This window comes from Corynebacterium sp. HMSC29G08, assembly GCF_001806875.1.
GTDB lineage: Bacteria > Actinomycetota > Actinomycetes > Mycobacteriales > Mycobacteriaceae > Corynebacterium.
The window spans coordinates 19,555-43,462 of record NZ_KV786272.1; the positions used below are offsets into that span (position 1 = coordinate 19,555).

The 23,908-nt window shown below is 61.8% G+C and carries 20 protein-coding genes; 10 read left to right on the forward strand and 10 right to left on the reverse strand.

Going from position 1 to position 23,908, the window contains the following annotated elements; genetic code table 11:
* Window positions 1-119: 119 nt before the first annotated feature.
* Window positions 120-4,028: a Pls/PosA family non-ribosomal peptide synthetase gene (locus HMPREF3101_RS10050; protein ID WP_083280211.1), complete on the forward strand. Its 3,909-nt coding sequence runs from the start codon at window positions 120-122 to the stop codon at window positions 4,026-4,028.
* Window positions 4,029-4,153: 125 nt separating this feature from the next.
* On the opposite strand, the gene HMPREF3101_RS10055 is transcribed toward HMPREF3101_RS10050, so the two are convergent.
* The 7 genes from HMPREF3101_RS10055 to HMPREF3101_RS10075 all read right to left on the reverse strand — a co-directional run bounded on the left by HMPREF3101_RS10055 (window position 4,154) and on the right by HMPREF3101_RS10075 (window position 11,656).
* Window positions 4,154-5,707 carry an HNH endonuclease signature motif containing protein gene (locus tag HMPREF3101_RS10055; protein WP_070465135.1) on the reverse strand — a complete coding sequence of 518 codons (1,554 nt, stop codon included), beginning with the start codon at window positions 5,705-5,707 and terminating at the stop codon, window positions 4,154-4,156.
* Between the two features lie 203 nt (window positions 5,708-5,910).
* Entirely contained in the window at window positions 5,911-6,810 is a 900-nt protein-coding gene (gene ppk2, locus HMPREF3101_RS10060; protein ID WP_052206094.1) for a polyphosphate kinase 2, read from the reverse strand.
* Between the two features lie 111 nt (window positions 6,811-6,921).
* Entirely contained in the window at window positions 6,922-7,062 is a 141-nt protein-coding gene (locus HMPREF3101_RS12185; protein WP_168160188.1) for a hypothetical protein, read from the reverse strand.
* Window positions 7,063-7,099: 37 nt separating this feature from the next.
* Window positions 7,100-7,276: a hypothetical protein gene (locus tag HMPREF3101_RS12190; protein WP_168160189.1), complete on the reverse strand. Its 177-nt coding sequence runs from the start codon at window positions 7,274-7,276 to the stop codon at window positions 7,100-7,102.
* Window positions 7,277-7,935: 659 nt separating this feature from the next.
* A complete protein-coding gene (gene groL, locus HMPREF3101_RS10065) occupies window positions 7,936-9,573 on the reverse strand; it encodes a chaperonin GroEL (protein WP_070465138.1) in 1,638 nt (545 codons plus the stop codon).
* A 176-nt stretch (window positions 9,574-9,749) separates the two neighbouring features.
* Window positions 9,750-10,220 carry a hypothetical protein gene (locus HMPREF3101_RS10070; RefSeq protein WP_141737437.1) on the reverse strand — a complete coding sequence of 157 codons (471 nt, stop codon included), beginning with the start codon at window positions 10,218-10,220 and terminating at the stop codon, window positions 9,750-9,752.
* A 56-nt stretch (window positions 10,221-10,276) separates the two neighbouring features.
* The gene (locus HMPREF3101_RS10075; protein WP_070465144.1) at window positions 10,277-11,656 is read right to left on the reverse strand and encodes an AAA family ATPase; all 1,380 of its coding nucleotides are present in this window, start codon (window positions 11,654-11,656) and stop codon (window positions 10,277-10,279) included.
* A 269-nt stretch (window positions 11,657-11,925) separates the two neighbouring features.
* Here HMPREF3101_RS10075 and HMPREF3101_RS10080 point away from each other — a divergent pair, with 269 nt between their 5' ends.
* From HMPREF3101_RS10080 to HMPREF3101_RS10110, 7 genes are read left to right on the forward strand one after another with little or no spacing between them, the layout of a single operon-like run.
* The gene (locus HMPREF3101_RS10080) at window positions 11,926-13,296 is read left to right on the forward strand and encodes a dipeptidase (RefSeq protein WP_070465146.1); all 1,371 of its coding nucleotides are present in this window, start codon (window positions 11,926-11,928) and stop codon (window positions 13,294-13,296) included.
* 24 nt (window positions 13,297-13,320) lie between these two features.
* Window positions 13,321-16,251: a Na+/H+ antiporter subunit A gene (locus tag HMPREF3101_RS10085; RefSeq protein ID WP_070465149.1), complete on the forward strand. Its 2,931-nt coding sequence runs from the start codon at window positions 13,321-13,323 to the stop codon at window positions 16,249-16,251.
* Window positions 16,252-16,743 (forward strand): Na(+)/H(+) antiporter subunit C, encoded by a 492-nt coding sequence (locus tag HMPREF3101_RS10090; protein ID WP_070465154.1) that lies wholly within the window; start codon window positions 16,252-16,254, stop codon window positions 16,741-16,743.
* A gap of 31 nt (window positions 16,744-16,774) precedes the next feature.
* Complete coding sequence (locus HMPREF3101_RS10095; RefSeq protein ID WP_083280214.1) at window positions 16,775-18,445, forward strand: Na+/H+ antiporter subunit D; 1,671 nt, start codon at window positions 16,775-16,777, stop codon at window positions 18,443-18,445.
* The gene (locus tag HMPREF3101_RS10100) at window positions 18,445-19,020 is read left to right on the forward strand and encodes a Na+/H+ antiporter subunit E (protein WP_070465157.1); all 576 of its coding nucleotides are present in this window, start codon (window positions 18,445-18,447) and stop codon (window positions 19,018-19,020) included. The genes HMPREF3101_RS10095 and HMPREF3101_RS10100 overlap by 1 nt, the downstream gene beginning before the upstream one ends.
* Window position 19,021: 1 nt before the next feature.
* Window positions 19,022-19,300 (forward strand): monovalent cation/H+ antiporter complex subunit F, encoded by a 279-nt coding sequence (locus HMPREF3101_RS10105; RefSeq protein WP_070465159.1) that lies wholly within the window; start codon window positions 19,022-19,024, stop codon window positions 19,298-19,300.
* A 2-nt stretch (window positions 19,301-19,302) separates the two neighbouring features.
* Complete coding sequence (locus HMPREF3101_RS10110) at window positions 19,303-19,722, forward strand: monovalent cation/H(+) antiporter subunit G (protein ID WP_168160190.1); 420 nt, start codon at window positions 19,303-19,305, stop codon at window positions 19,720-19,722.
* Between the two features lie 12 nt (window positions 19,723-19,734).
* Here HMPREF3101_RS10110 and HMPREF3101_RS10115 read toward each other — a convergent pair whose 3' ends face one another.
* From HMPREF3101_RS10115 to HMPREF3101_RS10125, 3 genes are all read right to left on the reverse strand, one after another.
* A complete protein-coding gene (locus HMPREF3101_RS10115; protein WP_070465165.1) occupies window positions 19,735-20,862 on the reverse strand; it encodes a glutamate--cysteine ligase in 1,128 nt (375 codons plus the stop codon).
* A 274-nt stretch (window positions 20,863-21,136) separates the two neighbouring features.
* Entirely contained in the window at window positions 21,137-22,111 is a 975-nt protein-coding gene (locus tag HMPREF3101_RS10120) for a LytR C-terminal domain-containing protein (RefSeq protein ID WP_141737438.1), read from the reverse strand.
* 35 nt (window positions 22,112-22,146) lie between these two features.
* On the reverse strand, window positions 22,147-22,377 hold the full coding sequence (locus tag HMPREF3101_RS10125) for a DUF3263 domain-containing protein (RefSeq protein WP_052206074.1): 231 nt from the start codon (window positions 22,375-22,377) through the stop codon (window positions 22,147-22,149).
* Between HMPREF3101_RS10125 and HMPREF3101_RS10130 the strand changes: the two genes are divergently transcribed.
* On the forward strand, window positions 22,376-22,948 hold the full coding sequence (locus tag HMPREF3101_RS10130) for a peptide deformylase (RefSeq protein ID WP_070465171.1): 573 nt from the start codon (window positions 22,376-22,378) through the stop codon (window positions 22,946-22,948). The genes HMPREF3101_RS10125 and HMPREF3101_RS10130 overlap by 2 nt on opposite strands.
* Window positions 22,949-23,020: 72 nt before the next feature.
* Window positions 23,021-23,899 (forward strand): hypothetical protein, encoded by an 879-nt coding sequence (locus HMPREF3101_RS10135; protein WP_070465174.1) that lies wholly within the window; start codon window positions 23,021-23,023, stop codon window positions 23,897-23,899.
* Window positions 23,900-23,908: the final 9 nt, after the last annotated feature.

Sequence of the window (23,908 nt, forward strand, 5' to 3'; positions counted from 1 at the left end):
TACTTCCGGCCCCGCTGCCACCGAACACAAGATGCGCAAAGCAGAATAAACAGCGACAATAAACCACGTCACACTGCTATAGTTGCCACCTTCAACTATTGATTTGCACCAACGGAAACATGTCAGCAAACTCCCCTTCACAAACCCCTTCAAACTCCCCGGCCAAAGCCCCAGAGCCAGACCCGCCACACGGCGCGAACCTGCTGCGCGCCCACCTCGCCCCTGCGCCACGCACCCTGGTAGACATCATCCGCGCCACCGCCGCTACCCACCCGGATGCCGCAGCGATTGATGACGGTGAGGTGCTCACCTACGCCGAACTCCTCACCGAGGTGGAGACCTGGGCCAGAGAATTCCAGGCACTCGGCATCGGCCGCGGCAGCCGCGTCGGCATCCGCGTGCGCTCCGGCACGCGCGACCTGTACGTCGCCATCCTGGCCACCCTGTTCGTCGGGGCCGCCTACGTTCCCGTCGACGCCGACGACCCCGAAGAGCGCGTCGCCTTGGTCTTTCGCGAAGCTAAGGTGGATGCGGTGTTTGGGGATGAGGGGTTGGAGATGGTGGGGGTGCGTGGGGGCGTCGATAAGCAAGAGCCCCTGCTTGACAGTGATGCCTGGATCATTTTCACCTCCGGCTCCACCGGAACCCCCAAAGGCGTGGCCGTAACGCACCGCTCGGCAGCCGCCTTTGTGGACGCGGAGGCGCGCCTGTTCTGCCAGGACGAACCGCTAGGCCCCGATGACCGGGTGTTGGCCGGGCTGTCGGTCGCGTTCGACGCCTCCTGTGAGGAAATGTGGCTAGCCTGGCGAAACGGCGCGTGCCTGGTCCCGGCGCCGCGCTCACTGGTGCGCTCCGGCCAAGACCTGGGCCCCTGGCTGATCCGCCGCGACATCACCGTTGTCTCCACCGTGCCCACCCTGGCAGGACTCTGGCCCGCCGAAGCACTCGACCACGTGCGGCTTTTGATCGTGGGCGGCGAGGCCTGCTCCCAGGAGCTGGCCGACAGGCTTTCTCAAGGCCGCGAAATGTGGAACACCTACGGCCCAACAGAGGCGACCGTGGTGGCCTCAGCCGCACGCCTCGAGCCGGGCAAACCGGTGACCATCGGCTGGGCGCTGAACGGCTGGGATCTAGCGGTTGCGGACGATGGGCAATTAATCATCGGCGGAGTCGGCCTGGCGCGCTACCTGGACCCGGCCAAGGACGCGGAGAAATACGCTTCGTGGGGATCCGGTGATCTGCATTGGCCCAGGGCCTATCGCACCGGCGACCACGTGCGGGTAAGCGACGATGGCCTGGAGTTCATCGGGCGCGCCGACGACCAGGTCAAAATCGGCGGGCGCCGCATCGAGCTGGGCGAGGTTGAGGCGCATGTAGCCGCGCTGGAAGGCGTGTACAACTCCGCGGTGGCCGTGCAAACGCTCGGCTCCGGCGACAAGGTGCTGGTGGCCTACGTCTCCCCTGAAGATGGGGTCTTACTGGATGTGGCGGCGCTGCGCGCGCAGTTGGCCGAGGTGATGCCAGCGGCGCTGGTGCCGCGAATGCACGTGATGGACAAGCTGCCGATTCGCACCTCCGGCAAGGTGGATAAAACGGCGTTGCCCTGGCCGCTTCCGGCCACTGCGGCTACTGAGGGCCTTACCCCGACGCAGCAGTGGATCGCCGGCCTGTGGGTTGAGGTGCTAGGTGTGGATGTTCCCGGCGCGGATGCGGATTTCTTTACCCTCGGCGGCACCTCGCTCGCGGCCGCCGCCCTGGTCACCAGGCTGCGCGAGCGCGTGCCCACGTTCGCGGTGCGCGACCTCTATGACCACCCCAGGCTTGGCGCGCTTGCCTTGCTTATCGACGACCACGCCCCCTCAGCCCACGCCCCCCTTGCTAGTGTCACCCGCGAACGCTCTGTGCCCCCGGTTGGTATGGGGGTACGCCTGAGGCAGGCGGCGCTACTGCTGCCTGTGCTCACCCTTCGGGCGGCAACACCCTTGGTGTGGTTCCTGCTGGCGTTCAGTCTGCTCTCCCCTGTCGCGCCTTTTGGCGTGTTGCTGGCGGCGTGGTTGCTGTTTTGCACCCCAGTGGGGCGGGTTCCTCTTGGTGCGTGGGGAGCGCGGTTTATCCGCGGGCGGGTGGAACCGGGTGTCTACCCGCGCGGTGGTTCGGTGCACCTGCGTATGTGGGCTGCAGAGAAGTGGCTGGCCGCCTCGGGCGCGCTGAACATTTCGGGCGCCCCGTTTTTCAAACTCATGGCGCGGATGATGGGCAACAAGGTAGCCAAAAATGTGGACTTCCAGACCCTGCCGCCGGTCTCAGGACTACTGACAGTAGAGTCGGGTGCCTCCGTGGAGCCGGGCGTAGACCTGTCCGGCTCCTGGCTGGATGGCGCGTCCTTCCACGTCGGCACAGTGTTTGTGGGTGCTGATGCCCGCATCGGGGCCCGCTCCACCCTCATGGGCGGCACCGAGGTCCGGGCTGGCGCCCATGTGGAGGCGGGCTCCACCGTCACTGGAGTCAAACCGGTGAAGAAGGGCGCGCGCTGGGCGGGCTCGCCTGCCCGCAAGGTGGGCAAGTCCGGCAAGACGGCGGCGGTGTTCCCCGACCAGCGCCCGCCACGACGCGGCTACTGGGAGGTGCTGTACGCGCTGGCCGCACTGCTGTTGGCGGCGCTACCGTTCGCGGCGGCGGTTGCCGGCGTGTGGGTTGGCGTTTTCCTGGTGGCCGGCGCTCGGCTGGGCTTGGTGGCCTCCGCTGCGGTCGGCGGGCTGGTGTACTTTACTGTCAGCCTACTGTTGACCTGGGTATTTGTGCGCCTCGCGCAGCTTGCGGTGCGGCCCGGCACCCACCCGGTGCGCTCGTGGCCGGGCCTTGGCCTGTGGATGGTGGTGCGCCTGCTGGATGACTCGATCTACCGCCACTTCCCCCTCTACGCCAGCCTGCTCACCCCACTGTGGTTCCGCTCGCTGGGCGCCACCGTAGGCAAAGGTGCGGAAATCTCCACTGCGGTTATGGTGCCCAAGTTAAGTTGCGTCCGCGACTCCGCCTTTCTTGCCGACGACACCCTCCTCGGCCCCTACGAACTCTCCGGCGGCTGGATCCACAGCGCCCCGACCACCGTGGGCCGGCGCGCTTTCCTAGGCAACTCCGGCATCGTCGCCCCGGGCAGGAAATTGGCGAAGAAATCACTGGTGGCGGTGCTGTCCTCAGCCCCCAGGAAGTCGAAGCCGGAATCTAACTGGTGGGGGTCGCCGCCGGAGCGGATGCGCAGAGTAGCAGTGGCTGCCGAGGGCGGCGGCGCCGCAACCTTCCAACCCACCTTCGCCATGAAGGCGCGCCGCGGGTTCGTAGAAACCCTGCGGCTGCTGGCGCCCGCGGTGCACGGCATGCTGTACGCCCTGTTCGCCCTTGTGGTGGCAAGCGTGTTGGACCTGCTCGGGTCGTGGGGTCTCGACGGTGCTGGGTTACTGGGCGGTGCTGGGTTGCTTGTGGTGGTGTTGCTGCTTGGCGGCGTGGTGTGGATGGCTGTCGGTGCGGTGGCGCTGCTGGTCACTGTGCTGTTCAAGTGGATGCTGGTGCGACGCCACCAGGCTGGCGAGCACCCCCTGTACTCCTGGTTCGTCTGGCTCAACGAGCTGCAGGACCAGTTCGTGGAGGTGATCGCTGCGCCGTGGTTCTTTAACTGGGCCGGCGGGTCCGGCGTCATGAACGTTGCGCTGCGGATGCTTGGGGTGAAGGTGGGCCGCGGCGCCTGGATCGAGTCCTACTGGTTCCCCGAAACCGACCTGTGCACGGTCGGCGCCGGCGCGACGGTGGGGCCCGGCACCGTGGTGCAGACCCACCTGTTCCAGGACCGCGTCATGTCGCTGGATGCCGTCACGGTGGGGGCCGGCGCCACCTTGGGGCTCAACTCGGTCATCCTGCCGGGCGCCACGATTGAGGCGGGCGCCACCGTCGGCCCAGGCTCATTGGTTATGCGCGGCGATACCATCCCCGCAAACACCCAATGGCAAGGCAACCCAGTAGAACCCGTGCGCTAGCCGCTTCCGGCCAGGCTGGGCTGGGTTGCTGGGTTGCCAGGTTGGGCTGCTGGGGTGTTGGGTTGCTGGGTGGGCAAGCTGGATGTCCAGGCTGGGGTACTGGCCAAGCTGGGTTGCCCGCGGTTTTAGAACGGCGGGCCGTCTGAAGCTTCCTGTGTCTCAGGGAACAACACCGGGTCGGGCGGCACCCCACCGGGCGGCGTCCCACTTGCGGGCACCCCACCTGCGGGCACCCTTGGTTTTCGGTGCCGCAACTTATACCCCGCCGATTCGGTATGGCCCGTGGTTTGGTTGACTCGGAGTGGTGAGCCGTCACAGTATTGGACCCCGACGTCCCCGGTTTCCGGACAGCGTTCCACGTGGCGGCGTCCATCTCTGCCGTCCCGGTGGTCATTATTTTGCCGGTGGTGCGTGCGGCACAGGCCGATGAGGTTGCTGAGGTCAGTGTCTCCACCCTGACAGTGCGCCACGATGTGGTGGATTTCAAGTTCACCGACTGGGCGGGTGCAGCCTTCCCAGGCGCACACCCCTTGGATGGCGAGCATGGCGATGCGCTGGTGGACGTCGGCAAGCCTGGTCCTTCCTAGCGACACCGGCACGCCCGTCACCCTGTCCAACTGGAGAATGAAGTCATCCGCGCCGCCCACGCCCAGGCGCACTAGCTCAAGGCAGTTCAGGTCAATGCCAGTGTTGGTTTGGAACGTGGCGGTGTGGTCAGCGTCCGCGAGATCATCCATGGTCATGGACAGAATCAACGACGCCGCACCCTTGCGGTCCTTGTTCTTGTACTTCTCCCAGTTCTGGAGGATGTTCACAAATTCGTCGTGAAGCCGGTGCCATGGCATCCGCGGGTCTGTAACCCCGGCGGCGTTGAGTTCTTTCTCATTGGGAAGGTTCTTATTCGTCGGCAACCCGGCCTGCAGCTGTGCTTTGAACAGCGCAGCGAAAGCAGCCGTGGTGTCGATGGCGATTGTGTGAACCCCGGTCGAGCGATTCTCACTGAATCGCACGGCGCGCTGGTCCCACGCTGCGTTCGGGTCGGATGTTTTGTGCTTCCGGTTCGCACGGCTCACCAGGTTGTCCACGTACTTGCGCAGGTCCTCCGGCGGGCGGATCGCTGCCTCAGCCATGGCCTTCTCCAGGATGCCGGCGCGCTCACACTGAGCGGCCTCGATGAGGTTCTTGAGTGCGCGGTCAATGATTCTCGCCTTCTCGTCGCTCACCTGGCGGGCACTGGAGCGCGCCCGGGCCTTCTTGCCAGCATCTCCCCCAAGGTCCCCCTCATTATCTCCCCCAGCATCCGACGGAAAATCGAAGCCCTCGGGCCCAGCGTCGGACGACTCCTCCCCATCATCGTCCCCAGGCGGGGGTTCCGGCGGCGCAAACAAGTCTTTGCCACGACGCAGGCGCGAAAACGCCTCCGCACCCGACAGCCCCAACACCTGCTTCAAATATTCCGAGGCATACGGGGAACCGACAACCCGGCCAGCACCGTCACGCTCGCATATATAGGCGAATATCGCGTCTAGAAAAGCCTTGCCTGCAAACGCTTTCTCCACACGCTCCAGTGCCGCGTGAACTTCATCAAAGTGAACAAGGTTAGGGTCCTCAAGATGCGCAACAAGACCAGATAGACCTGCTTCGATTGAATCAGCATAAGCCTGCAACAGGTGCGTCATGAGAACCCCCTTTCATCACTATTGGAATACCACTAACAGTAAAACATACCCACCCCACAGTCAAGAGTTTTCCAAAACTTTTTCAAATCTTTTTGCGACCCCGTTAGAGCGCTTTCAGGCCCCAATACAACTCCCAAAACAACCCCAAAAACATCGCCCTCCCCCAGCACAAGGGCAAGGAGAGGGCGGTTGGACGCTAGACCTTAGTCACCAATCTGGTCGCGGCCGCGCTTCACAATCAGCGGGTCCGGCTGGCCAACGAGCTCATGGTCTTTGTTGGTGTATTCAAACTTGGACAGGATGTAGCGCATCGCGTTGATGCGGGCGCGCTTCTTGTCGTTGGATTTGATGGTGATCCACGGCGACTCATCCGTATCGGTGTAGCGGAAGGTCTCCTCCTTGGCGCGCGTGTAGTCGTCCCAACGATCCAGCGATGCCAGGTCCATCGGCGACAGCTTCCATTGACGCACCGGGTCTACCTGACGGATGGCGAAGCGGGTGCGCTGCTCACGCTGCGTTACGGAGAACCAGAACTTGGTAAGCGAAATGCCGGAGCCGAGGATCATATTCTCCAGCATGGGCACCTCACGGAGGAATTCCGCGTGCTGCGACTCGGTGCAGAAGCCCATGACACGCTCCACGCCGGAACGGTTGTACCAAGAGCGGTCAAAGAACACGATCTCGCCTGCCGCAGGGAAGTGCTCAATGTAGCGCTGGAAGTACCAGGAGGTGCTTTCGCGTGGCGACGGCTTCTCCAACGCCACCGTCCTCGCCCCACGCGGATTCAGGTGCTCGTTAAAGCGCTTGATCGTGCCGCCCTTACCGGCTGCGTCACGGCCTTCGAAGATGATGATGTGACGCTGCCCCGTATCCTTAGTCCAGTTCTGCCACTTCAGCAGCTCAATCTGGAGGGCACGCTTCAGGTCTTCGTATTCATCGCGGCTCATACGCTCGTCGTACGGGTATTGTTCGCGCCACGTGTCAATCGGGGTTCCGTCCGGCTTCAGCAGCACCGGATCATCTTCATCCGAGTCGTCTACGACCCATCCCTCGGTCGCAGCAAGGTCGATCATCGGCAGTTCGTCGTCTTTGTGGTCAGCCATACCTACCATCCTATTCCCCTTTGACACACACCGCTTTGCTACATGCCGCCTGAACACCAAAAACGGGCCCCACCGCGTCTGCGGTAAAGCCCGTTAAAGTTCGGGGAGATCTTAAGCGATCAGACCGATCAGGTTAGCTACGTCGCCAGCCATACTGCCGAGGGACTTCAGCATGTTGATCAGAGCACCGGTGATGGTGGCGCCGCCGGAAAGCGCAGTCCAGTTATTGATTACGGTTGCAAAGTTTTCCATGATGATTGCCTTTTTCTATTGAAGGAGCGGAGTTTTCTTACTTGGTCTTCTTCGGCAGCTGGAGCGCAGCCTTGGTGTTGTCAGCGCCCTGCTTGCTGAAAGCGCCGAAGTAGCTGAAGAACTTCGGCAGCTCCTGCAACAGGTTAGCGGTGCTCTTGCCAAAGGTGGCGAAATCCTTCAGGGACTTCTGCAGAGACTTAAGATCGAAAGGCATTGCTTTCCCCTTTTCGAGTAGGTAGGTGCCAGTGTTTGTCTGGCAAATCTTGACATGTACTGACACCCAGTGGGCGTCACGGATTCATCTTGCCACAAGGTTCGTGACCGTCAAGAGGATTCGTTGAAATAATCTGAACGGCACACAGACACCTGCCAGACAATGCCCGTTTACCCAACATTAACTCCACCTAAAAAATGCTATTTACCTGCGCGGACAGAACCCTTTAAGTGAACTCGTATTTAAGAGTTTTGCGCAGCACGTAACTATTTTTAATTGTCTACCGATGTATAGAAACCCGAATAATTTTCACCACCTGAATGGTTTACACCAATTAGGGGGTAGTGGCCTGAGGCGCTGTACTCGCGAGCGCCGAACTGAGCACCCAGGATCGCGCAACCCGACACCCACACAACACCAACCCGACACCCACCGGGCACCCAAAGCCCCGCCACAGAGTTTGTAGCTACCCACACTCGGCTACCAACCGGTTTTCGCGTTGATAGCCGGGTGTAACCAGCTACAAACAGCGACATGTGCGCCGAATGTGCGCCGAAATGGGTGCCGAAGCGTCCCGGGGAGCGTCGGCAAGCAACGAAGCCCCAAGCAAAGCAAAAAGCCCGCACAAGGCGGGCTTCAAGCGTCAAACAGGCGGGCGTTTACATCATGCCCATGGACTCCGGGTCCATGCCTGCAGCAGCACCGGCCGGCTCCGGCTTGTCAGCCACAACCGCCTCGGTGGTCAGGAACAGAGCGGCGATGGACGCAGCGTTCTGCAGCGCAGAGCGGGTCACCTTCGCCGGGTCGGCGATGCCGTTGGCCAGCATGTTGACGTAATCGCCAGTCGCAGCGTTCAGGCCTTCGCCCTCCGGCAGGTTTGCAACCTTGTCCGCAACAACGCCCGGCTCCAGGCCAGCGTTGAGAGCGATCTGCTTCAGCGGAGCGGACAGCGCCTCGCGGACGATCTTCACGCCGGTAGCCTCGTCGCCCTCCAAACCCAGGTCATCTTCAAGCTCCTTGGAAGCCTGCAGCAGGGCCACGCCACCGCCGGCAACAATGCCTTCCTCAACGGCGGCCTTAGCGTTGCGCACAGCGTCCTCAATGCGCAGCTTCTGCTCCTTGAGCTCAACCTCGGTAGCAGCGCCAACCTTGATCACCGCAACACCGCCGGCCAGCTTGGCCAGGCGCTCCTGCAGCTTCTCACGGTCGTAGTCGGAGTCGGAGTTTTCGATCTCGGCGCGGATCTGCTTCACGCGGCCCTCGATCTGGTCCTGGTCGCCAGCGCCCTGGACAATGGTGGTCTCGTCCTTGGTCACCACAACCTTGCGTGCCTGGCCGAGCAGCTCAATACCAGCGGTCTCCAGGGACAGGCCGACCTCCTCGGAGATGACCTGGCCGCCGGTCAGGATTGCCAGGTCCTGCAGCATTGCCTTACGGCGGTCGCCGAAGCCCGGGGCCTTGACCGCAACAGACTTGAAGGTGCCGCGGATCTTGTTCACAACCAGGGTGGACAGGGCTTCGCCCTCAACGTCCTCAGCAATGATCAGCAGCGGTTTGCCGGACTGCATGACCTGCTCCAGCACCGGCACAAGCTCCTTAACGTTGGAGATCTTGCCGGACACCAGCAGGATGTACGGGTCCTCCAGCACGGCCTCGCCACGCTCCATGTCGGTGGCGAAGTATGCGGAGATGAAGCCCTTGTCAAAGCGCATGCCCTCGGTAACTTCGAGGTCAACGCCGAAGGTGTTGGACTCCTCAACGGTGATGACGGACTCCTTGTTTACGGAGCCGTTGCCTACGGCGTACATTGCCTCAGCGATCTTCTTGCCAATCTCCGGGTCGGATGCGGAAATACCGGCGGTGGAGGCGATCTCCTCCTGGGTCTCTACTTCCTTTGCGGAGGCGAGCAGGGATGCGCAAACCTTCTCGGATGCGGCCTGGATGCCGCGCTTGATGCCCATCGGGTTGGAGCCAGCCGCAACGTTGCGCAGCCCCTCACGCACCAGTGCCTGTGCCAGCACGGTTGCGGTGGTGGTGCCGTCACCAGCCACGTCATCGGTCTTCTTGGCTACTTCCTTGACCAGCTCAGCGCCGATCTTCTCGTACGGATCCTCGAGATCGATCTCGCGTGCGATGGTCACACCGTCATTAGTAATGGTCGGCGCGCCCCAGGACTTCTCCAGGACAACGTTACGACCCTTCGGGCCAAGGGTGACCTTGACGGCGTCAGCCAGGGTGTTCAGGCCGTTTTCGAGGCTGCGGCGTGCTTCCTCGTCGAATGCAATCATCTTTGCCATGTGGGTTTGATGCCTCAGTTCATCATTCGTCGTTTCAAGCAGGCGCCCGCGACGGCATGGCTGTCTTTCCAGCCCATCTGCTCAAACTTTTTGTTAGCACTTTGTTAGCACTTGCCATGCGCGAGTGCTAGGTCCCATTTTTAGCACTCTGACATAGCGAGTGCAAGGTCGGCGGGTCACGACGCCAACCGCGAATAGGGAACGACCGCTCCTTGTTTCCTATACCTATACAAAGCAGTCTCGGGGCTTTGGTTGCTTCTCGACGTCTCCTTACGCCCCCCACCCTTCGCAAACACAACATAACGCCAGTCAAAATCCCCAAACCCAAAGACCTCGCCGTGAAAGGCATCCGCCAACCCGGCTAAATAACTGGTCACAGCCGTCGCGCCCTTGAGCTGCTGCACCACGTCCTGCGGCTTGAATTGGCGTGATTTCAGTTCGACGACGGTGATGCGTCGATAGTAAAAGTCCAGCAGTACATAGTCAGCGCGAGCCCCGTAGCGCACCCCCGCTGAGCCCTCCTGCCTGACAAGGCCCTGGTTATCCAACGCGTCTGCTTTGAAGGCAATAACGCCGCCGGGCACGTTGCCCAACACCACCTCATAGCCGTCCTCTTCCAGGGTGAGGTGCCCGTTGGAATCTGGCACAGCCACAATCTTGGGCTCAAGTATCTGAAGCACCAACCCCCCAATTCCCCGCATAACTACTCAGCCCATCCAACCATGTCTACAAGACGATTCTGATCATCAATCACGTCATCAAACGAGGTCGCCTCGATACCCTCATCGCTAACGGGAACATCGTGGACGCCGGTAGCGGAGGTGCTATACACCTTCACCTTCTGCGGATCCAGCGCCATGGAGCGGGTAATCCCTTGCTCACGAAGCACCTCCTCCACCTCATCCGGCGCGGGCACCGCCACAGATGACAGCGAAACAAGCGCGCTAAGTTCTCGGACGATGTAATCCGAATGGGTAGTAATCAACACCTTGACGCCCTGGTTATGCACAAGCGCGAGTAGGCGCGCAAGCTTTCGCTGGTTGGCGGGGTGCAGGATCAGCTCCGGCTCATCAATGATGAGGAAGTCCCCCGGTTTAGCCCGGTACAGAATGTAGAAATTGAGATCCACCAACGACCGGATGGCGCTTGAGCTTGCAATCAATGGCAACGACACTTGGCCGGTATCAAAAGTCAGCTGCTGCCCTGTCGCCTTGTATCTACCGCCTGCCATACCTTCGATCAAAATTTGGATCGCTGGGTTCGCCTTCACAATCGGGCTGGGTTCCCGCCGCATATCAGGTATGCGTCGAATGAAATCAATGTTCGCATCGACAGCTGCTGGGCGCGCGAAGTCATGGTTTCGAACCACCGCTTCCCGCTCCGCTGGGTTTTCGGATTCATATAGAGCATCAAGCAATTGTGCCGCGGTGTAATCCAGCTCCCGCTGGAAGATCACCGCGCCTGTCCGTTCCGCACTAGAAATAAACACGCCCGGAACGGCCGCCCGCAACATCGCCTCAGTGGCGGCGGCACGTACCCAAAACTGGACGCGTTCGGGCGCAGTGTCGGCGTACCCTGCGAGCGTCTCAAAGATTAGGGACTGCGTCTCGGCGTCATATCTGATTTCAATAGCCGCGTCTGATCTGCCGATGCGGACGGCGCGACTAAAACCCTGCAACACGCTGTAGTCCAGGTTGGACACCCGGGCTTGAATTTCTGCCTGGGAAAACAACGTTGGATCTGCCGCAAAGCGTGAACCAAGCCTGCTCGCAACACCCTTCGAAATATGAGACACCAACTCTTGCAGAGCCGGTTCTAACGGAGCAAGTTCCAGTCGAGCCACACCTTCAGAGTCAAGCTGCTGACTGATCAGCTCAGCGTTTTCAATCGCAATCCGATCCCGTCTATAGAACCCGGACGCAGTGTATCGGTGACGTACCGAATCTAGAACCCCAAAGATGGAGTGAGCGAGGTAAGTCTTGCCCGTGTTGTTCCCGCCGGTGATGACCGTCATTCCGGCGAGACGAATCTCGGCCGACGGCACTGGACCGATCGATCCGAGGCGAAACAGTAGGTCTGCCACTTCAACTCCAAACGCGCGTTACACGCGAACCCCACCGCTCGCGCTCTTGTTTTCCTGATCCCCTATTAAACCCGACCCCCTACAAAAGAGGTTGCAAATGGGGCAAGCACTGACAAATATGATGACGGGCCCTTTGCCGGTTCGGCAAACGCGCAGGCGGCCAAGCAGCAAGCGAAAGCCAGCCCGCACAAAAACCACCAAAACCGTTGACGTTAACAATATAAGCAACCGATAGGTAAAACAGATTTCAAACAGGTACTTTCGTAACCATGTCAGAAACGTGCATTCCAGCCCCGAACCGCGAGCGGATTTTCGCCGACCTTTCCGCTTTAGTCTCCTTCAACTCCCCGCACTCCACCCCCGAGCTGGCCGACCAACATGAGGCGGCGTGTGCCTGGACTGTCCAAGCTCTTGAGCAGCTGGGCTTGGAGGTCACCCGCCACCCGACGGTGGATGACGCGGACACGGTCATTGGTTATAAGGCGCCGGTGGGCGACGCGCCGACGGTGCTGCTGTATTCCCACTATGACGTGGTTCCGGCGAATAATCCGGAGGCGTGGACCAGCGATCCGTTCACACTGACTGAGCGCAACGGCCGTTGGTATGGTCGCGGTGCCGCCGATTGCAAGGGCAACCTGGCCATGCACCTTGAGGCACTGCGCATGTTGGAGGCCGCCGACGGCACGGACCTCGGCCTCAAGGTTGTCGTCGAGGGTTCGGAAGAGCTCGGCGGCCTGGACGGCCTGGTCAAGTTGATTGAGCAGGAGCCTTCGCTTTTCGACGCTGACGTGATCCTCATCGCCGATTCCGGCAATGTGGCTGTTGGGGTGCCGACGGTGACGACGTCGCTACGCGGCGGCGCCCAGGTGCACGTGAGTGTGGAGACGCTCAACGGCGCGATCCACTCCGGCTCCTTCGGCGGTGCCGCCCCGGACGCAGCTCACGCACTGGTGCGCATTGTGGACTCCCTGTTTGATGAGCATGGCCGCACGACTATCGACGGTGTGGACGCGACCGCCAAGTGGGAGGGCGACGAGTACTCGCGCGAGGACTTCCGCTCGGACGCTGGTGTGCTCGACGGCGTGCAGCTGCTCGGCAGCGCGGAAGACCAGCCGGCGGACATGGTGTGGTCGCGCCCGGCGCTAACCATGATCGGCTTTACCTCGACCCCGGTTGCGGAGGCAGTCAACGCGGTCAACCCGCGCGCAGAGGCACAGCTGAACCTGCGTGTCCCGGCCGGCATGGACGCGGCTGAGGTGTCGGAAAAGCTGAAGCAGCACATCATTAACCACACCCCGTGGGGCGCAAAGGTTGAGGTGGCTGTCTCGGGCGTGAGCAAGCCGTTCGCGGCCGACCCGGAGGGCGAGGCGCTCGCACTGCTCGGCCAGTGTCTGAAGGACGCCTACGGCAGCGAAAACCTCGCCGTTGTTGGTGCTGGTGGTTCGATCCCGCTGACCATCACACTGCAGGAAACCTTCCCCAACGCCGAGGTCATTGTGTACGGCGTGGAGGAGCCACTGTGCGGCATCCACGGCGTGGACGAATCGGTAGACCCCACAGAAATTGAACACATTGCCATTGCAGAGGCCACGTTCCTCACCCGTTACGGCCGCCCAGAAAGCAGCCCAGAAGGCAACTAAGACTAGTAAGTAGGTTTACGCCGCGTGCTCATACTGCTCATCGCCCTATTCGCCGCCACAGCGGCCGCACCACTTCTGCTGCGGGCGCTGGGCAGGTGGGCATTCGCACTGATCGCACTCGTCCCCGCCGCGGGATTTGTGTGGATAGTGTCCCTTTTCCACGGCGGCGTGTTCGCCTCCGGCGGAGAGCTCGTCGCCAGCTACGCATGGATGCCGTCTGTCCACATGAACCTGGAGTTTCGGCTCGACGCCCTAGCGGGCCTGTTCAGCCTGATCATCCTGGGTGTTGGCGCGCTGGTGCTGTTTTATTGTTGGGGCTACTTCGACTCCAACCCGATTCGGTTGGCGGCGTTTGCGTCGCAGCTGACCATGTTCGCCACCGTCATGTACGGCCTGGTTATCGCGGACAACTTCCTGCTCATGTACGTGTTCTGGGAGTTGACGTCGATTCTGTCGTATTTGTTGGTGTCGTATTACGGCGAGAAGGCGTCGTCACGCAGAGCGGCCCTGCAAGCGCTGATGGTAACCACCTTTGGTGGGCTGGCAATGCTGGTGGGCATCAACCTGCTCGGGCACCAGACCGGCATTTGGCAGCTGTCCGGCATCTCGCAGATTGCGGACATTGAAAACACCACCGGCATTTCCGCCGCAATTGTCCTGATCATGCTGGGCGCGCTGACCAAGTCCGCCCAGGCACCATGGCACTTCTGGCTGCCCGGCGCGATGGCTGCGCCTACCCCGGTGTCTGCCTACCTGCACTCCGCGGCGATGGTGAAAGCCGGCATTTACCTGGTGGCACGGTTGGCCCCAGATATGTCGGCGGTGACCACTTGGCACCTTGTAGTGATTACCACCGGCTGCTTCACCATGCTGCTGGGTGGCTGGATGGCGCTCAAGCAGCGCGACCTGAAGCTGGTGCTGGCGTACGGCACGGTCTCCCAGCTGGGCTTTATCACCGCGGTGATCGGTATTGGTTCCCGCGAGGCAACCATGGCTGGCCTGGCGCTGACCTTTGCGCACTCCCTGTTTAAGGCGGCGCTGTTTATGGTGGTCGGCGCGATTGACCACGCAACTGGCACGAGGGATCTGAACAAGCTTTCCGGGTTGGGCCGCAGCCACCCGCTGCTGGCTGCAATCGCTATTGTTTCCGGCGCGTCCATGGCGGGCATTCCGCCGCTGTTCGGCTTTGTGTCCAAGGAAGCCGCGCTGGAGACCGTACTGCATGAGCAGCTGCTAGTTGGTATGCCTGGCAAGATCATGCTGGTGGTGCTGGTGGTTGGCTCGGTGCTGACCATGGCCTACACCCTCTACTTCCTGTGGGGCGCGTTTGCCACCAAGCGTGAGCACGACCGCACCCCGTCCGAGGCTGTACTGCAGATGCACGCAATCGGCCCCACCATGTGGCTTTCGCCGCTGGTGCTCACCATGTTCACCATCTTCTTCGGCATGGTGCCGCGCAGACTTTCCCGGCTTATCAACGAGTACCTGGACGTGAGCTTCCCCGGCGTCGATTCTGCGCAGCTTGCGCTGTGGCACGGCATTAACGTGCCACTGATCCTGACCGCGGTGATCATCGCAGCTGGTTCCGTCTTGTTCTGGCAGCGCGACCTACTGAAAAAGGCGCAATCGGAGCGCCCCGCGCTTGGCAACGCCGACGCGCTCTGGGACAACATCCTGGCCACGCTTCGCCGCTGGTCGCTGCGCTTGACGGCGTCCACGCAGCGTGGTTCCTTGACCATCAACCTGGCGGTAATCTTCGCCGTGGTGATGGCCGTGCCTTTGGCCGCACTGATCCTTGGCGCAAGCAACAGCATCCAGATGGTGGTGTGGGACAACGTATGGCAGGCCATTGTGGTTGTGCTCATGGTCGGCGCCGCCGTGTTCGCCACCGTGCAGCGCAACCGCCTCTCGGCCGTAATCATGGTCAGCCTCACCGGCTACTGCCTGGCGCTGATCTTCGCCCTGCACGGCGCACCAGATCTGGCACTGACACAAACGCTGGTGGAAACCATTGTCATGGTGCTGTTCATGCTGGTGCTTCGCAAGATGCCGACGGATGTGGAACAGCGTCACGACGACAACCGTCTGCGCGCCTGGCTATCCATCGGCACGGGTGTTTCCGTTGTTGTGGTTGCCATGACGGCGATCTCGGCGCGCGTGGCGGAGCCAATCTCCGTACACATGCCGGATCTGGCCTACGAGATCGGCCACGGCCGCAACGTGGTCAACGTGCTGCTGGTGGACCTGCGTGCCGCCGATACCTTCGGCGAGATCATCGTGCTGGTGATCGCCGCAACCGGCATCGCCAGCCTGATCTTTGGCACCGGTAACTTCGGCCGTACATCCCACCGCCCAACGCTGTCCACCACCCGCCCGCGGTGGCTGTCCTCCGGCGTGCCAAGTGAGACTGAGCTCAACCGCCAAATCATGGTGGACGTGGTCACGCGGCTGCTGTTCCCGTCCATGATGCTGCTCTCCCTGTACTTCTTCTTCTCGGGCCACAACGCCCCCGGCGGCGGTTTCGCCGGCGGCCTCGTTGCAGCACTCGCGTTTACGCTTCGCTACCTTGCCGGCGGTTACAGGGAAATCGAGGACGCTTTGCCTATCGACGCAGCACGCATCCTCGGCACCGGCATCCTCCTGTCCTCCGTAGCCTTTACGGTGCCAATGCTGTTCGGCCACCCGCCGCTGATGAGCTCCTTTGCAGAGTTCGAGCTGCCGCTGATTGGTCTGGTCGCTGTGCCGTCGGCACTGGTGTTTGACGCCGGCGTCTACCTGATTGTGATCGGCCTGATCATGCACGTGCTGCCGTCCATGGGTGCGCACCTTGACCGTGAGGATGAGGCCCGTAAGGACCGCGCCCGTGACCGCGCACGCGAGCTGCAGCAGAAGAACGAAAAACGTCGCAGGAGACTGAGTCGGATTACTACCACCACACGAAAGGAGACCAAGTAGATGGAAGCCAACCTGTTCCTGCTCATCGGCTCCGGTGTGCTGATCGCCTGCGGCGTGTACATGATGCTGGATCGTGCGCTGACCCGCATGATCCTCGGCGTGCTGTTGCTTGGTAACGGCGCGAACCTGCTGCTCCTGCAAGCCGGCGGTAAAGCCGGCGCGCCTCCCATTCTTGGGCGTACCTCTGAAACTGCCGACGGCATGGCAGACCCCCTAGCGCAGGCAATGATCCTGACTGCGATTGTGATCTCCATGGCGCTGGCTGGGTTCATGCTGTCGCTGATGTATCGCCAGTACCGCTACCGCACGGACGACGTGATTGAGCGCGATGAGGAAGACCATGCAATTGCCACCCGCCCCACCACGCCCTCGGCTGCCCCGGACCACGATCTGTCCGAAGACCCGGAGACCGGACGCCTGTCTGCTAGTGGCGACGCCTTCGGTCCACGCACCTTCGAAAGCCCGGTAAAGGAGGTGGACGGTGACAGGTAGTTTGATGGCGTTCGCGGAGGCGTCGTTAAGCATGATGCCCTATCTCACGGCCATGCCGATCCTGCTGCCAGCCGTGGCTGCGGCGCTGATTTTCGTGGTGCGGCCACTGCAGCTGCAGCGCACCATTGCCCTTGGCACCCTGTTTGCGCTGGCAGTCATCGCCGCAACCATGATCATTACTGTGGACGTTCACGGCATCCACACCGTACAAATGGGCGGCTGGGACGCACCGATTGGCATCACGCTGGTTGCGGATCGCTTGAGCACCGTGATGCTGTTCGTCTCCTCCATCGTGCTGTTTGCGGTGATGTGGTACGGCATTTCGCAGGGTCTTCGCGACGGCGACGAGGACGACCCAGTCGCCGTATTCCTCCCCGTCTACATGCTGTTGTCCATGGGCGTGAACCTGTCATTTCTGGCGGGTGACCTGTTCAACCTGTACGTGGGCTTCGAGGTGTTCCTGGTTGCCTCGTACGTGCTGCTGACACTGGGCGCTTCGCCCGGGCGTGTGCGCGCGGGCATTGGTTACGTGATGGTGTCCGTGGCTTCCTCCATGGTGTTCCTGTTTGCCCTGGCGCTGATCTACGCGTCCGTGGGCACAGTGAACATGGCGCAGGTGGGTATCCGCATGGAGGACATCCCCACCGGCACCCGCGCCGCGATTTTTGCCACGTTGCTCGTGGCGTTTGGTATTAAAGCGGCGGTGTTCCCGCTGGATGCGTGGCTGCCGGACTCCTACCCCACGGCGGCGTCGCTGGTAACCGCGGTGTTCGCGGGCCTTTTGACCAAGGTTGGCGTGTACGCAATTATCCGTATGCGCTCGGTGGTCTTTAGCGACGGCTCACTAGACACCCTTTTGATGTGGGTGGCGCTTTTAACCATGATCGTGGGCATCATGGGTGCGCTGGCGCAAAACGACATCAAACGTCTGCTGTCATTTACCCTGGTCAGCCACATTGGCTACATGATCTTCGGCATCGCACTGACCTCTGTGCAGGGGCTTTCCGGCGCGATCTTCTACGCCATTCACCACATTCTGGTGCAAACGTCCCTGTTCCTCGTGGTGGGCCTGATTGAGCGCCAGGCGGGTTCCGCACAGCTGCGCCGCCTCGGCTCTTTGATCTACACCTCACCGCTGGTGGCCATCTTGTACTTCATCCCGGCGCTGAACCTGGGCGGCATTCCACCTCTGTCCGGCTACCTGGGCAAAGTCATGCTTATCCAAGCCGGTGCCCAGCAAGGCACCTGGCTTGCGTGGGTCCTTATCGCCGGTGCGGTGGTTACCTCCCTGCTCACCTTGTATGCCATGATCCTGGTGTGGTCGAAGGCGTTCCTGCGCGACCGCGCAGATGCCCCCGAAGGCGAAGTGGCCCTGGCACGCCCGTCCAACCTGGCGTACCGCTACAGCACCACCACCATGGCAGAGCGCGAAGACCCGGGCCGCGTGCCCGTTGGCATGATGGCATCGACAGCGCTGCTGGTGGCAGCGTCCTTGTCCATCACGGTGCTGGCCGGCCCAATCTCTGACGTGACGGACCGCGCCGCCCAATCCGCACAGGACCAGTCCATCTACCGCGACGCCGTCCTCCACCCCGACCCGGAGAACCCGACGCGGCGCCCCGAGTTGTTTTTGGTGCCCACGCTGGACAACTCTTCGTCGGACTCCCAAACCAACCGACCCACCACCGGAGGTGAACGCTGATGGCTTCCCCGCTGCAACGTTTAAATAACCGGCTGCGCTGGCCGTTCGTCCTCTGGCTGACGTTCATGTGGATCCTCCTCATGGGCGACCTGACATGGGGCAACCTCATCGCCGGGGTGCTGTTAGGCCTAGCCGTTGTGCTGGTGCTGCCGCTGCCGCCAGTGCCGCGCCAACACACCACTATCCGTTGGGATCGCCTCATCAGGTTCGTGTTGAGGTGGCTGTGGGACTTGATCGTGGCGTCTGCACGCGTGGCCTGGCTGGCGCTGCGACCCGCCCCCACCCCGAAGGGTGCGATCGTGCAGGTACCCATGCGCGTATCATCTGAGCTGGTACTTTACTTAGCAACGTGCGCCTACAACCTCCAGCCCGGCGGCACCGTCACCGACATCAACGTGGCAAAACGCCTCTGGACCGTGCACCTTCTGGACGCCAGCACGCCCCAAGCCCTCGAACGCGAAATCCAAAACGTAGCCACCCTAGAGCGGCAGATGATCGACATCTTCGAAAACCCACCACGCAGCCTCAAACGCTCCGTAAACGAAGCCCCGCGGGCACGAAAGGTAACGCACTGACATGGACCCCACGCTGTACAACATCTTCCTAGCCATTGCGGCCGTGCTGCTAGCGATGGGCTTTTTCATCGTGTTCTGGCGCATCGTCGTCGGCCCGAACTCCATGGACCGCATGCTGGCCAACGACGGCATCACCGCATCCCTACAGTGCGTGCTGGCGCTCTACATCTGCTGGACGCTAGACACCACCGTAGTCAACGTCATGATCGTGATTGCGCTGCTCGGATTCATCGCATCCCTATCCGTGGCGCGATTCCGCAAGAGGGACGGTGCGCACTAATGATCAACTGGCAACTGATTACAGACGTAGTGTCGCTGATATTCATCCTGCCCGGCGCGTTCATGGTGTTCTCAGCCGCAGTCGGTGTGGTGCGCTTCCGCTCCACACTGGCCCGCGTGCACGCCATCACCAAACCCCAGACCACCGGCCTGCTGCTGATGATGGTGGGCACGATCATCCGCCTCGTCGGTTCGCAGGACTTCGGGATCCATCAGCGTGGCGACGTCGGCATGATGATCCTGCTCGTCCTCTTCGCCCTAATGACCAACCCGGTCACCGGCCAACGCCTCGGCCGCATCTCCAGACTCGAGGGCCTCTACGGCACCGAGAAGGACCTGACGGTCAACAACGCACCCGCGGCCTACCACCCGGGGCGTGTGGAGACGGGCACGCCGAAGAAGGCCGACAAGCCGAAGAGTTAGCTCCAGCCTGGGTTAACTCCAGCGCACGAGCTCTTCACAGGTGGCGTCCACAACGTGGCGCCAATCACCGGTGGCCTGATAGAGCTTGCGCTGACGCTCATATCCTGCGCCCCGGTCGATGATCTCGTGGACCAGCTCAAGCTCCTCAACGCACCCAAGCTCGCCGGCGATCGGGGTGAGCTCCTCCACCAGCGCAGCCAGGTCATCTTTGACCCACGCCTCATCAGTGGCGCGGCTGGTAATGATCTCCGCGTCCAACCCATACCTCGCACCGCGCCACTTGTTCTCCGCCACATGCCACGGCTGCAACGTTGGCAACGCCTCGCCCGTCTCCAACATCCGGTCGTAGTGCACCACCAGGCAGTGCGTCAGCGCCACGACGCCAGCGAGTTCGCGCAGGTTACTCGTGGCGTCCGAAATACGGACCTCGATGGTGCCCCACTTTGCGGCGGGGCGGACGTCGAAATGCATCGAGCCCGTGTGACTAATCACGCCGGAAATCTTCTGATCCTGCATGAACCCAACCCAGTCCGCCCACGTGTGGAACTGGTACGGCATGCCAGCGGTGGGCAGCTGCTGGTACAACATGGTGCGGTTTGAAGCGTACCCCGTATCCAACCCCTCCCACGCCGGACTGGATGCCGAAATAGCCAGCAAGTGCGGGTACTTCGTCATCACAGCGTTGATAATCGGCCACACCTTGTCCTCATGGCTAATACCCACGTGGCAGTGCACGCCCCACAGCAACATCTGCTTACCCCAATACTGGGTGCGGTTAATGATCTCCGCGTAGGTTTCCTTCGCGCTGAGCTGCTGCTCACGGAAGTCCGTAAACGGGTGGCCGCCACCCGCCCACAACTTCAGCCCCTGGCGTTCGGCTTCGCCCCGCACCACGTTGAGATCACGACGCAACGCCTCAATCGCCTCACCCGTATTCGTGCACACCGGGGTGACCAACTCAACAGTGTTCTGCAGAAACTCGCGCTCCAAGTGAGCCCCTGGGTGTGCCGCGTGCACCGCGTCAATCACATCGGCAGCCCGTGGCACTAGGTCGCGGGTCTGCGGGTCAATGACGCAGATCTCCCACTCCACGCCGAGAGTATTGGACTCCGAGCGGGCAAAATCGCGGTAAGGATCCATGTACAGCAAGTCTATGCGGTGGGCGCCGAAATCCCGCCATTACATTCGGCGCTTGGGGGTTTCGGTGCGCTTCCACGCGATGGCCTTGACTGACAAATTCGACATCGTGCCTGGGGTCGCTCAGTAAACGCCCAGGTCACGGCATTTCGAACGGATTAGCGATGTCATATTTGTCAGAGGAACCGCCAGACGGGCCTCGGGCGGCGCCTCAAGTCCTGAATTTGTCTCCCAAAATCGAGGAAGTAATCCAGGAATACGCCCAAGCGTTAGGCGATTAGTGGTTTTCCGCGAGCACCACAACGATTGCGTCGCGAGCATTCGTGTTCGGCGGCAACCGGACACTATCGGTCTTTGCTACGGCGACGCCACCAAGCTGGCGGGCAATCTCCTCAGCAACCTGGCGCGCACCCTCGGTGCTCTCCGGGTAGAAGACCTGCACGCCTTCGAAGGTGCCGTATTGCCCCTCCGGCATGTTCGCATTCTTCGTCGGATCGTTGAGCTCATCAGTATTCACCACCTGGAAATTGCCGTCCAGCTTGGCCATCGTCTCGGCTGCCCAGCCGCTGACGATGGAGTTGTTGTAGACGAATACCTGGGCGTTCTGGGCTGTGATGGCGGGGCCGCCATCGTTGGGAGCCGGGGCCGGTTCCGGAGCGTTCGGGTCGACCGGAGCGCTCGGGTCTGCCGGGTCGTTTTCCTGGCCCTCGGCGTTCGGGTCGGCCGGGTTCGCATTCGTCGGAACGGTCTCCGGAGTCGGAGGCAGCGCCGAGTTGGTGCCATCTGGCGAGTCAGCTGCCGTGGTCTCGGTGGTTGCAGCGCCGGTGTTGGCATCGCCGCTCTTCTGAGTCAGGGCGTAAATACCCCAGAGCAGCAGCAACGCGGCAACGGCAATCAGGATCATGGCCAGGCCACGCTTCGGAACACTGGCACCCGCAGCACCCGCGCCAGCTGCAGCACGACGACGACCACCCGCTCCACGAGCAGCACCTGCGGCGAGGTTGTCGTCCTCGTCGTCCTCGTCGTCGTAGGCGTCAATGTATGCAGCGTCGTATGCAGCGTCGTCGTAATCCTCGTGGCGGTGAGCGCCGGTATATTCCTCGGCACCCGCCGAAGCAGCAGTGCCCGCTACCTGGTCCGGCTCGTGGCCGGGGTAGTCGGTGTACTCGGTGTCTGCAATGTATTCGGTGTCGCCAACAAACTCGTCGCGGTTGTTGTCGCTAGGGCCGTTTCCCGGGTTGTTCGTAGTCACGCGCGTCACACTACCCTTGAGTGAAGGTTGAGGGTTTAAGGCGCGCCGTCGCGAAGCCTCTGCAGTCTGCGCACCAACTGGGGCCGGGCGGCGAGCGCATCGGGCGAGTCCAGCAAACCGTTAAGACGCTGGAAGTATCGCACAGGGCTAATGCCAAGTTCGCGGCGGATGGCTTCCTCTTTTGCGCCGAGTGAACGTGGGGCGCGCGCTTCGAAGTCCAGCAGGGCAAGGTCATCGTCGGCGAGCATGCCTAATATATACCGCATGACTATTCGACCAATCGTGATCTACGGCGACCCCGTCCTGCACACCCCTACGAAGGAAGTGACGCAGCCGGTGGAGGAGCTGCAGGAGCTCATTGCTGACATGCACGAAACTATGGACGCCGCGAATGGCGTCGGCCTGGCCGCCAACCAGATCGGCGTGCCGCTGCGTTTGTTTGTGTACCACTGTCCGGATGGTGACGTGATGCGTCGCGGCACGGTGATCAACCCGGTGCTGGAGACCAGCGAGATCCCGAAGACCATGCCGAGCGACACCGGCGAGGACGACGAGGGCTGCCTCTCCGTTCCTGGCGAGGGCTGGCCGACCGGCCGCGCCGACTGGGCAAAGGTCACCGGCTTGGACGAGAACGGCAACGAGGTCGAGGTAGAAGGAACCGGCTTTTTCGCCCGCTGCCTGCAGCACGAGGTCGGCCATCTGGACGGTTACGTGTACACCGACGTACTGACTGGCCGTTACAAGAAGGAAGCAAAGCGCGCGATTCGTGACAACGGCTGGACTGAGCCCGGCAACACCTGGCTGCCGGGCACCGATGAGGACCCGTTTGGCCACTAGCACTTCCTGCCTGTGCGTGTGAAGGGTTATGCTTAAGCGCTGAATGTCCATTTTCACTTTAAGGACTCGCTTATGCGTACAGCTTCCGCATTGATCGCTGCTGCCGCTGCTCTTGCGCTTTCGGCACCCGCCGCGAGCGCTACCATGACGTCTTCGCCCGCCCCGGTGGTTCTCACCGAGAGCTCGGAGGCGCCCGAGCTGACCCGCGAGGAGCTGATCGAGGCCGCCATCAAGGCCAGCGAGGCGTACGCAAAGAAGCAGACCCCGAAGACCGAGGCTGCACTGCGCGAGGCGCTTGAGGCGTGGCTTGAGGATGTCACGGAACGCATGGATGAGCTTGACGCCAAGCGCGATGAAGCCGGCGAGCTTCCCCAGGAGCTGGCCGACAGCGAGGCTGAGCTGCTGGAAGAGCGCGTGTTGTTGCGAAAGCTGTACAAGGAGCTCTCGCTTGACGACGCTTCAACGCACCCTCTCCCCACCATCCTCACCGAAGCAAACGTTGCGGAGGAAGAGGCGGAAGTAACCACCGCGGTGGCCACGGCAGCGGAGCCGACGCTGCGTCAGCGTGTGGTGACCTTGGAGGACGAGACCACCACCAGCGACACCACCACCAGCGAGACCACCACGGGCACCGCTACAGACACCACAACGACAAATACCACCACCTCGACGACCACGGGTACGTCTACGTCCACCACCACTTCCGCAACCACGTCCGGTACGGCAACGGTGTTAGAGAACAGGACGACGGAGGCAACCACGACGCGCTCCAGCACAAGCTCTAGCTCCAGCACGAGCTCGACCACCCGCACCTCCACGCCGACGAGTACCACCAGCACGACCCGCAGCGACGATCTGGCAGAGACCGGCACCCCGATGCTGGGCCTAATCGCACTGGGTGCGCTGCTGGTTGTTGGTGGCGTGTTCCTGACCCGTCACGGAAACAAGTAAGCACAGAGC

Bases quoted from the DNA above. Each gene is read 5' to 3' on its own strand.
- HMPREF3101_RS10050 (WP_083280211.1), top strand. From the start codon at position 120: ATGTCAGCAAACTCCCCTTCACAAACCCCTTCAAACTCCCCGGCCAAA.
- HMPREF3101_RS10055 (WP_070465135.1), bottom strand. From the start codon at position 5,707: ATGACGCACCTGTTGCAGGCTTATGCTGATTCAATCGAAGCAGGTCTA.
- ppk2 (WP_052206094.1), bottom strand. From the start codon at position 6,810: ATGGCTGACCACAAAGACGACGAACTGCCGATGATCGACCTTGCTGCG.
- HMPREF3101_RS12185 (WP_168160188.1), bottom strand. From the start codon at position 7,062: ATGGAAAACTTTGCAACCGTAATCAATAACTGGACTGCGCTTTCCGGC.
- HMPREF3101_RS12190 (WP_168160189.1), bottom strand. From the start codon at position 7,276: ATGCCTTTCGATCTTAAGTCTCTGCAGAAGTCCCTGAAGGATTTCGCC.
- groL (WP_070465138.1), bottom strand. From the start codon at position 9,573: ATGGCAAAGATGATTGCATTCGACGAGGAAGCACGCCGCAGCCTCGAA.
- HMPREF3101_RS10080 (WP_070465146.1), top strand. From the start codon at position 11,926: ATGTCAGAAACGTGCATTCCAGCCCCGAACCGCGAGCGGATTTTCGCC.
- HMPREF3101_RS10090 (WP_070465154.1), top strand. From the start codon at position 16,252: ATGGAAGCCAACCTGTTCCTGCTCATCGGCTCCGGTGTGCTGATCGCC.
- HMPREF3101_RS10095 (WP_083280214.1), top strand. From the start codon at position 16,775: ATGATGCCCTATCTCACGGCCATGCCGATCCTGCTGCCAGCCGTGGCT.
- HMPREF3101_RS10100 (WP_070465157.1), top strand. From the start codon at position 18,445: ATGGCTTCCCCGCTGCAACGTTTAAATAACCGGCTGCGCTGGCCGTTC.
- HMPREF3101_RS10105 (WP_070465159.1), top strand. From the start codon at position 19,022: ATGGACCCCACGCTGTACAACATCTTCCTAGCCATTGCGGCCGTGCTG.
- HMPREF3101_RS10115 (WP_070465165.1), bottom strand. From the start codon at position 20,862: ATGGATCCTTACCGCGATTTTGCCCGCTCGGAGTCCAATACTCTCGGC.
- HMPREF3101_RS10130 (WP_070465171.1), top strand. From the start codon at position 22,376: ATGACTATTCGACCAATCGTGATCTACGGCGACCCCGTCCTGCACACC.
- HMPREF3101_RS10125 (WP_052206074.1), bottom strand. From the start codon at position 22,377: ATGCGGTATATATTAGGCATGCTCGCCGACGATGACCTTGCCCTGCTG.
- HMPREF3101_RS10135 (WP_070465174.1), top strand. From the start codon at position 23,021: ATGCGTACAGCTTCCGCATTGATCGCTGCTGCCGCTGCTCTTGCGCTT.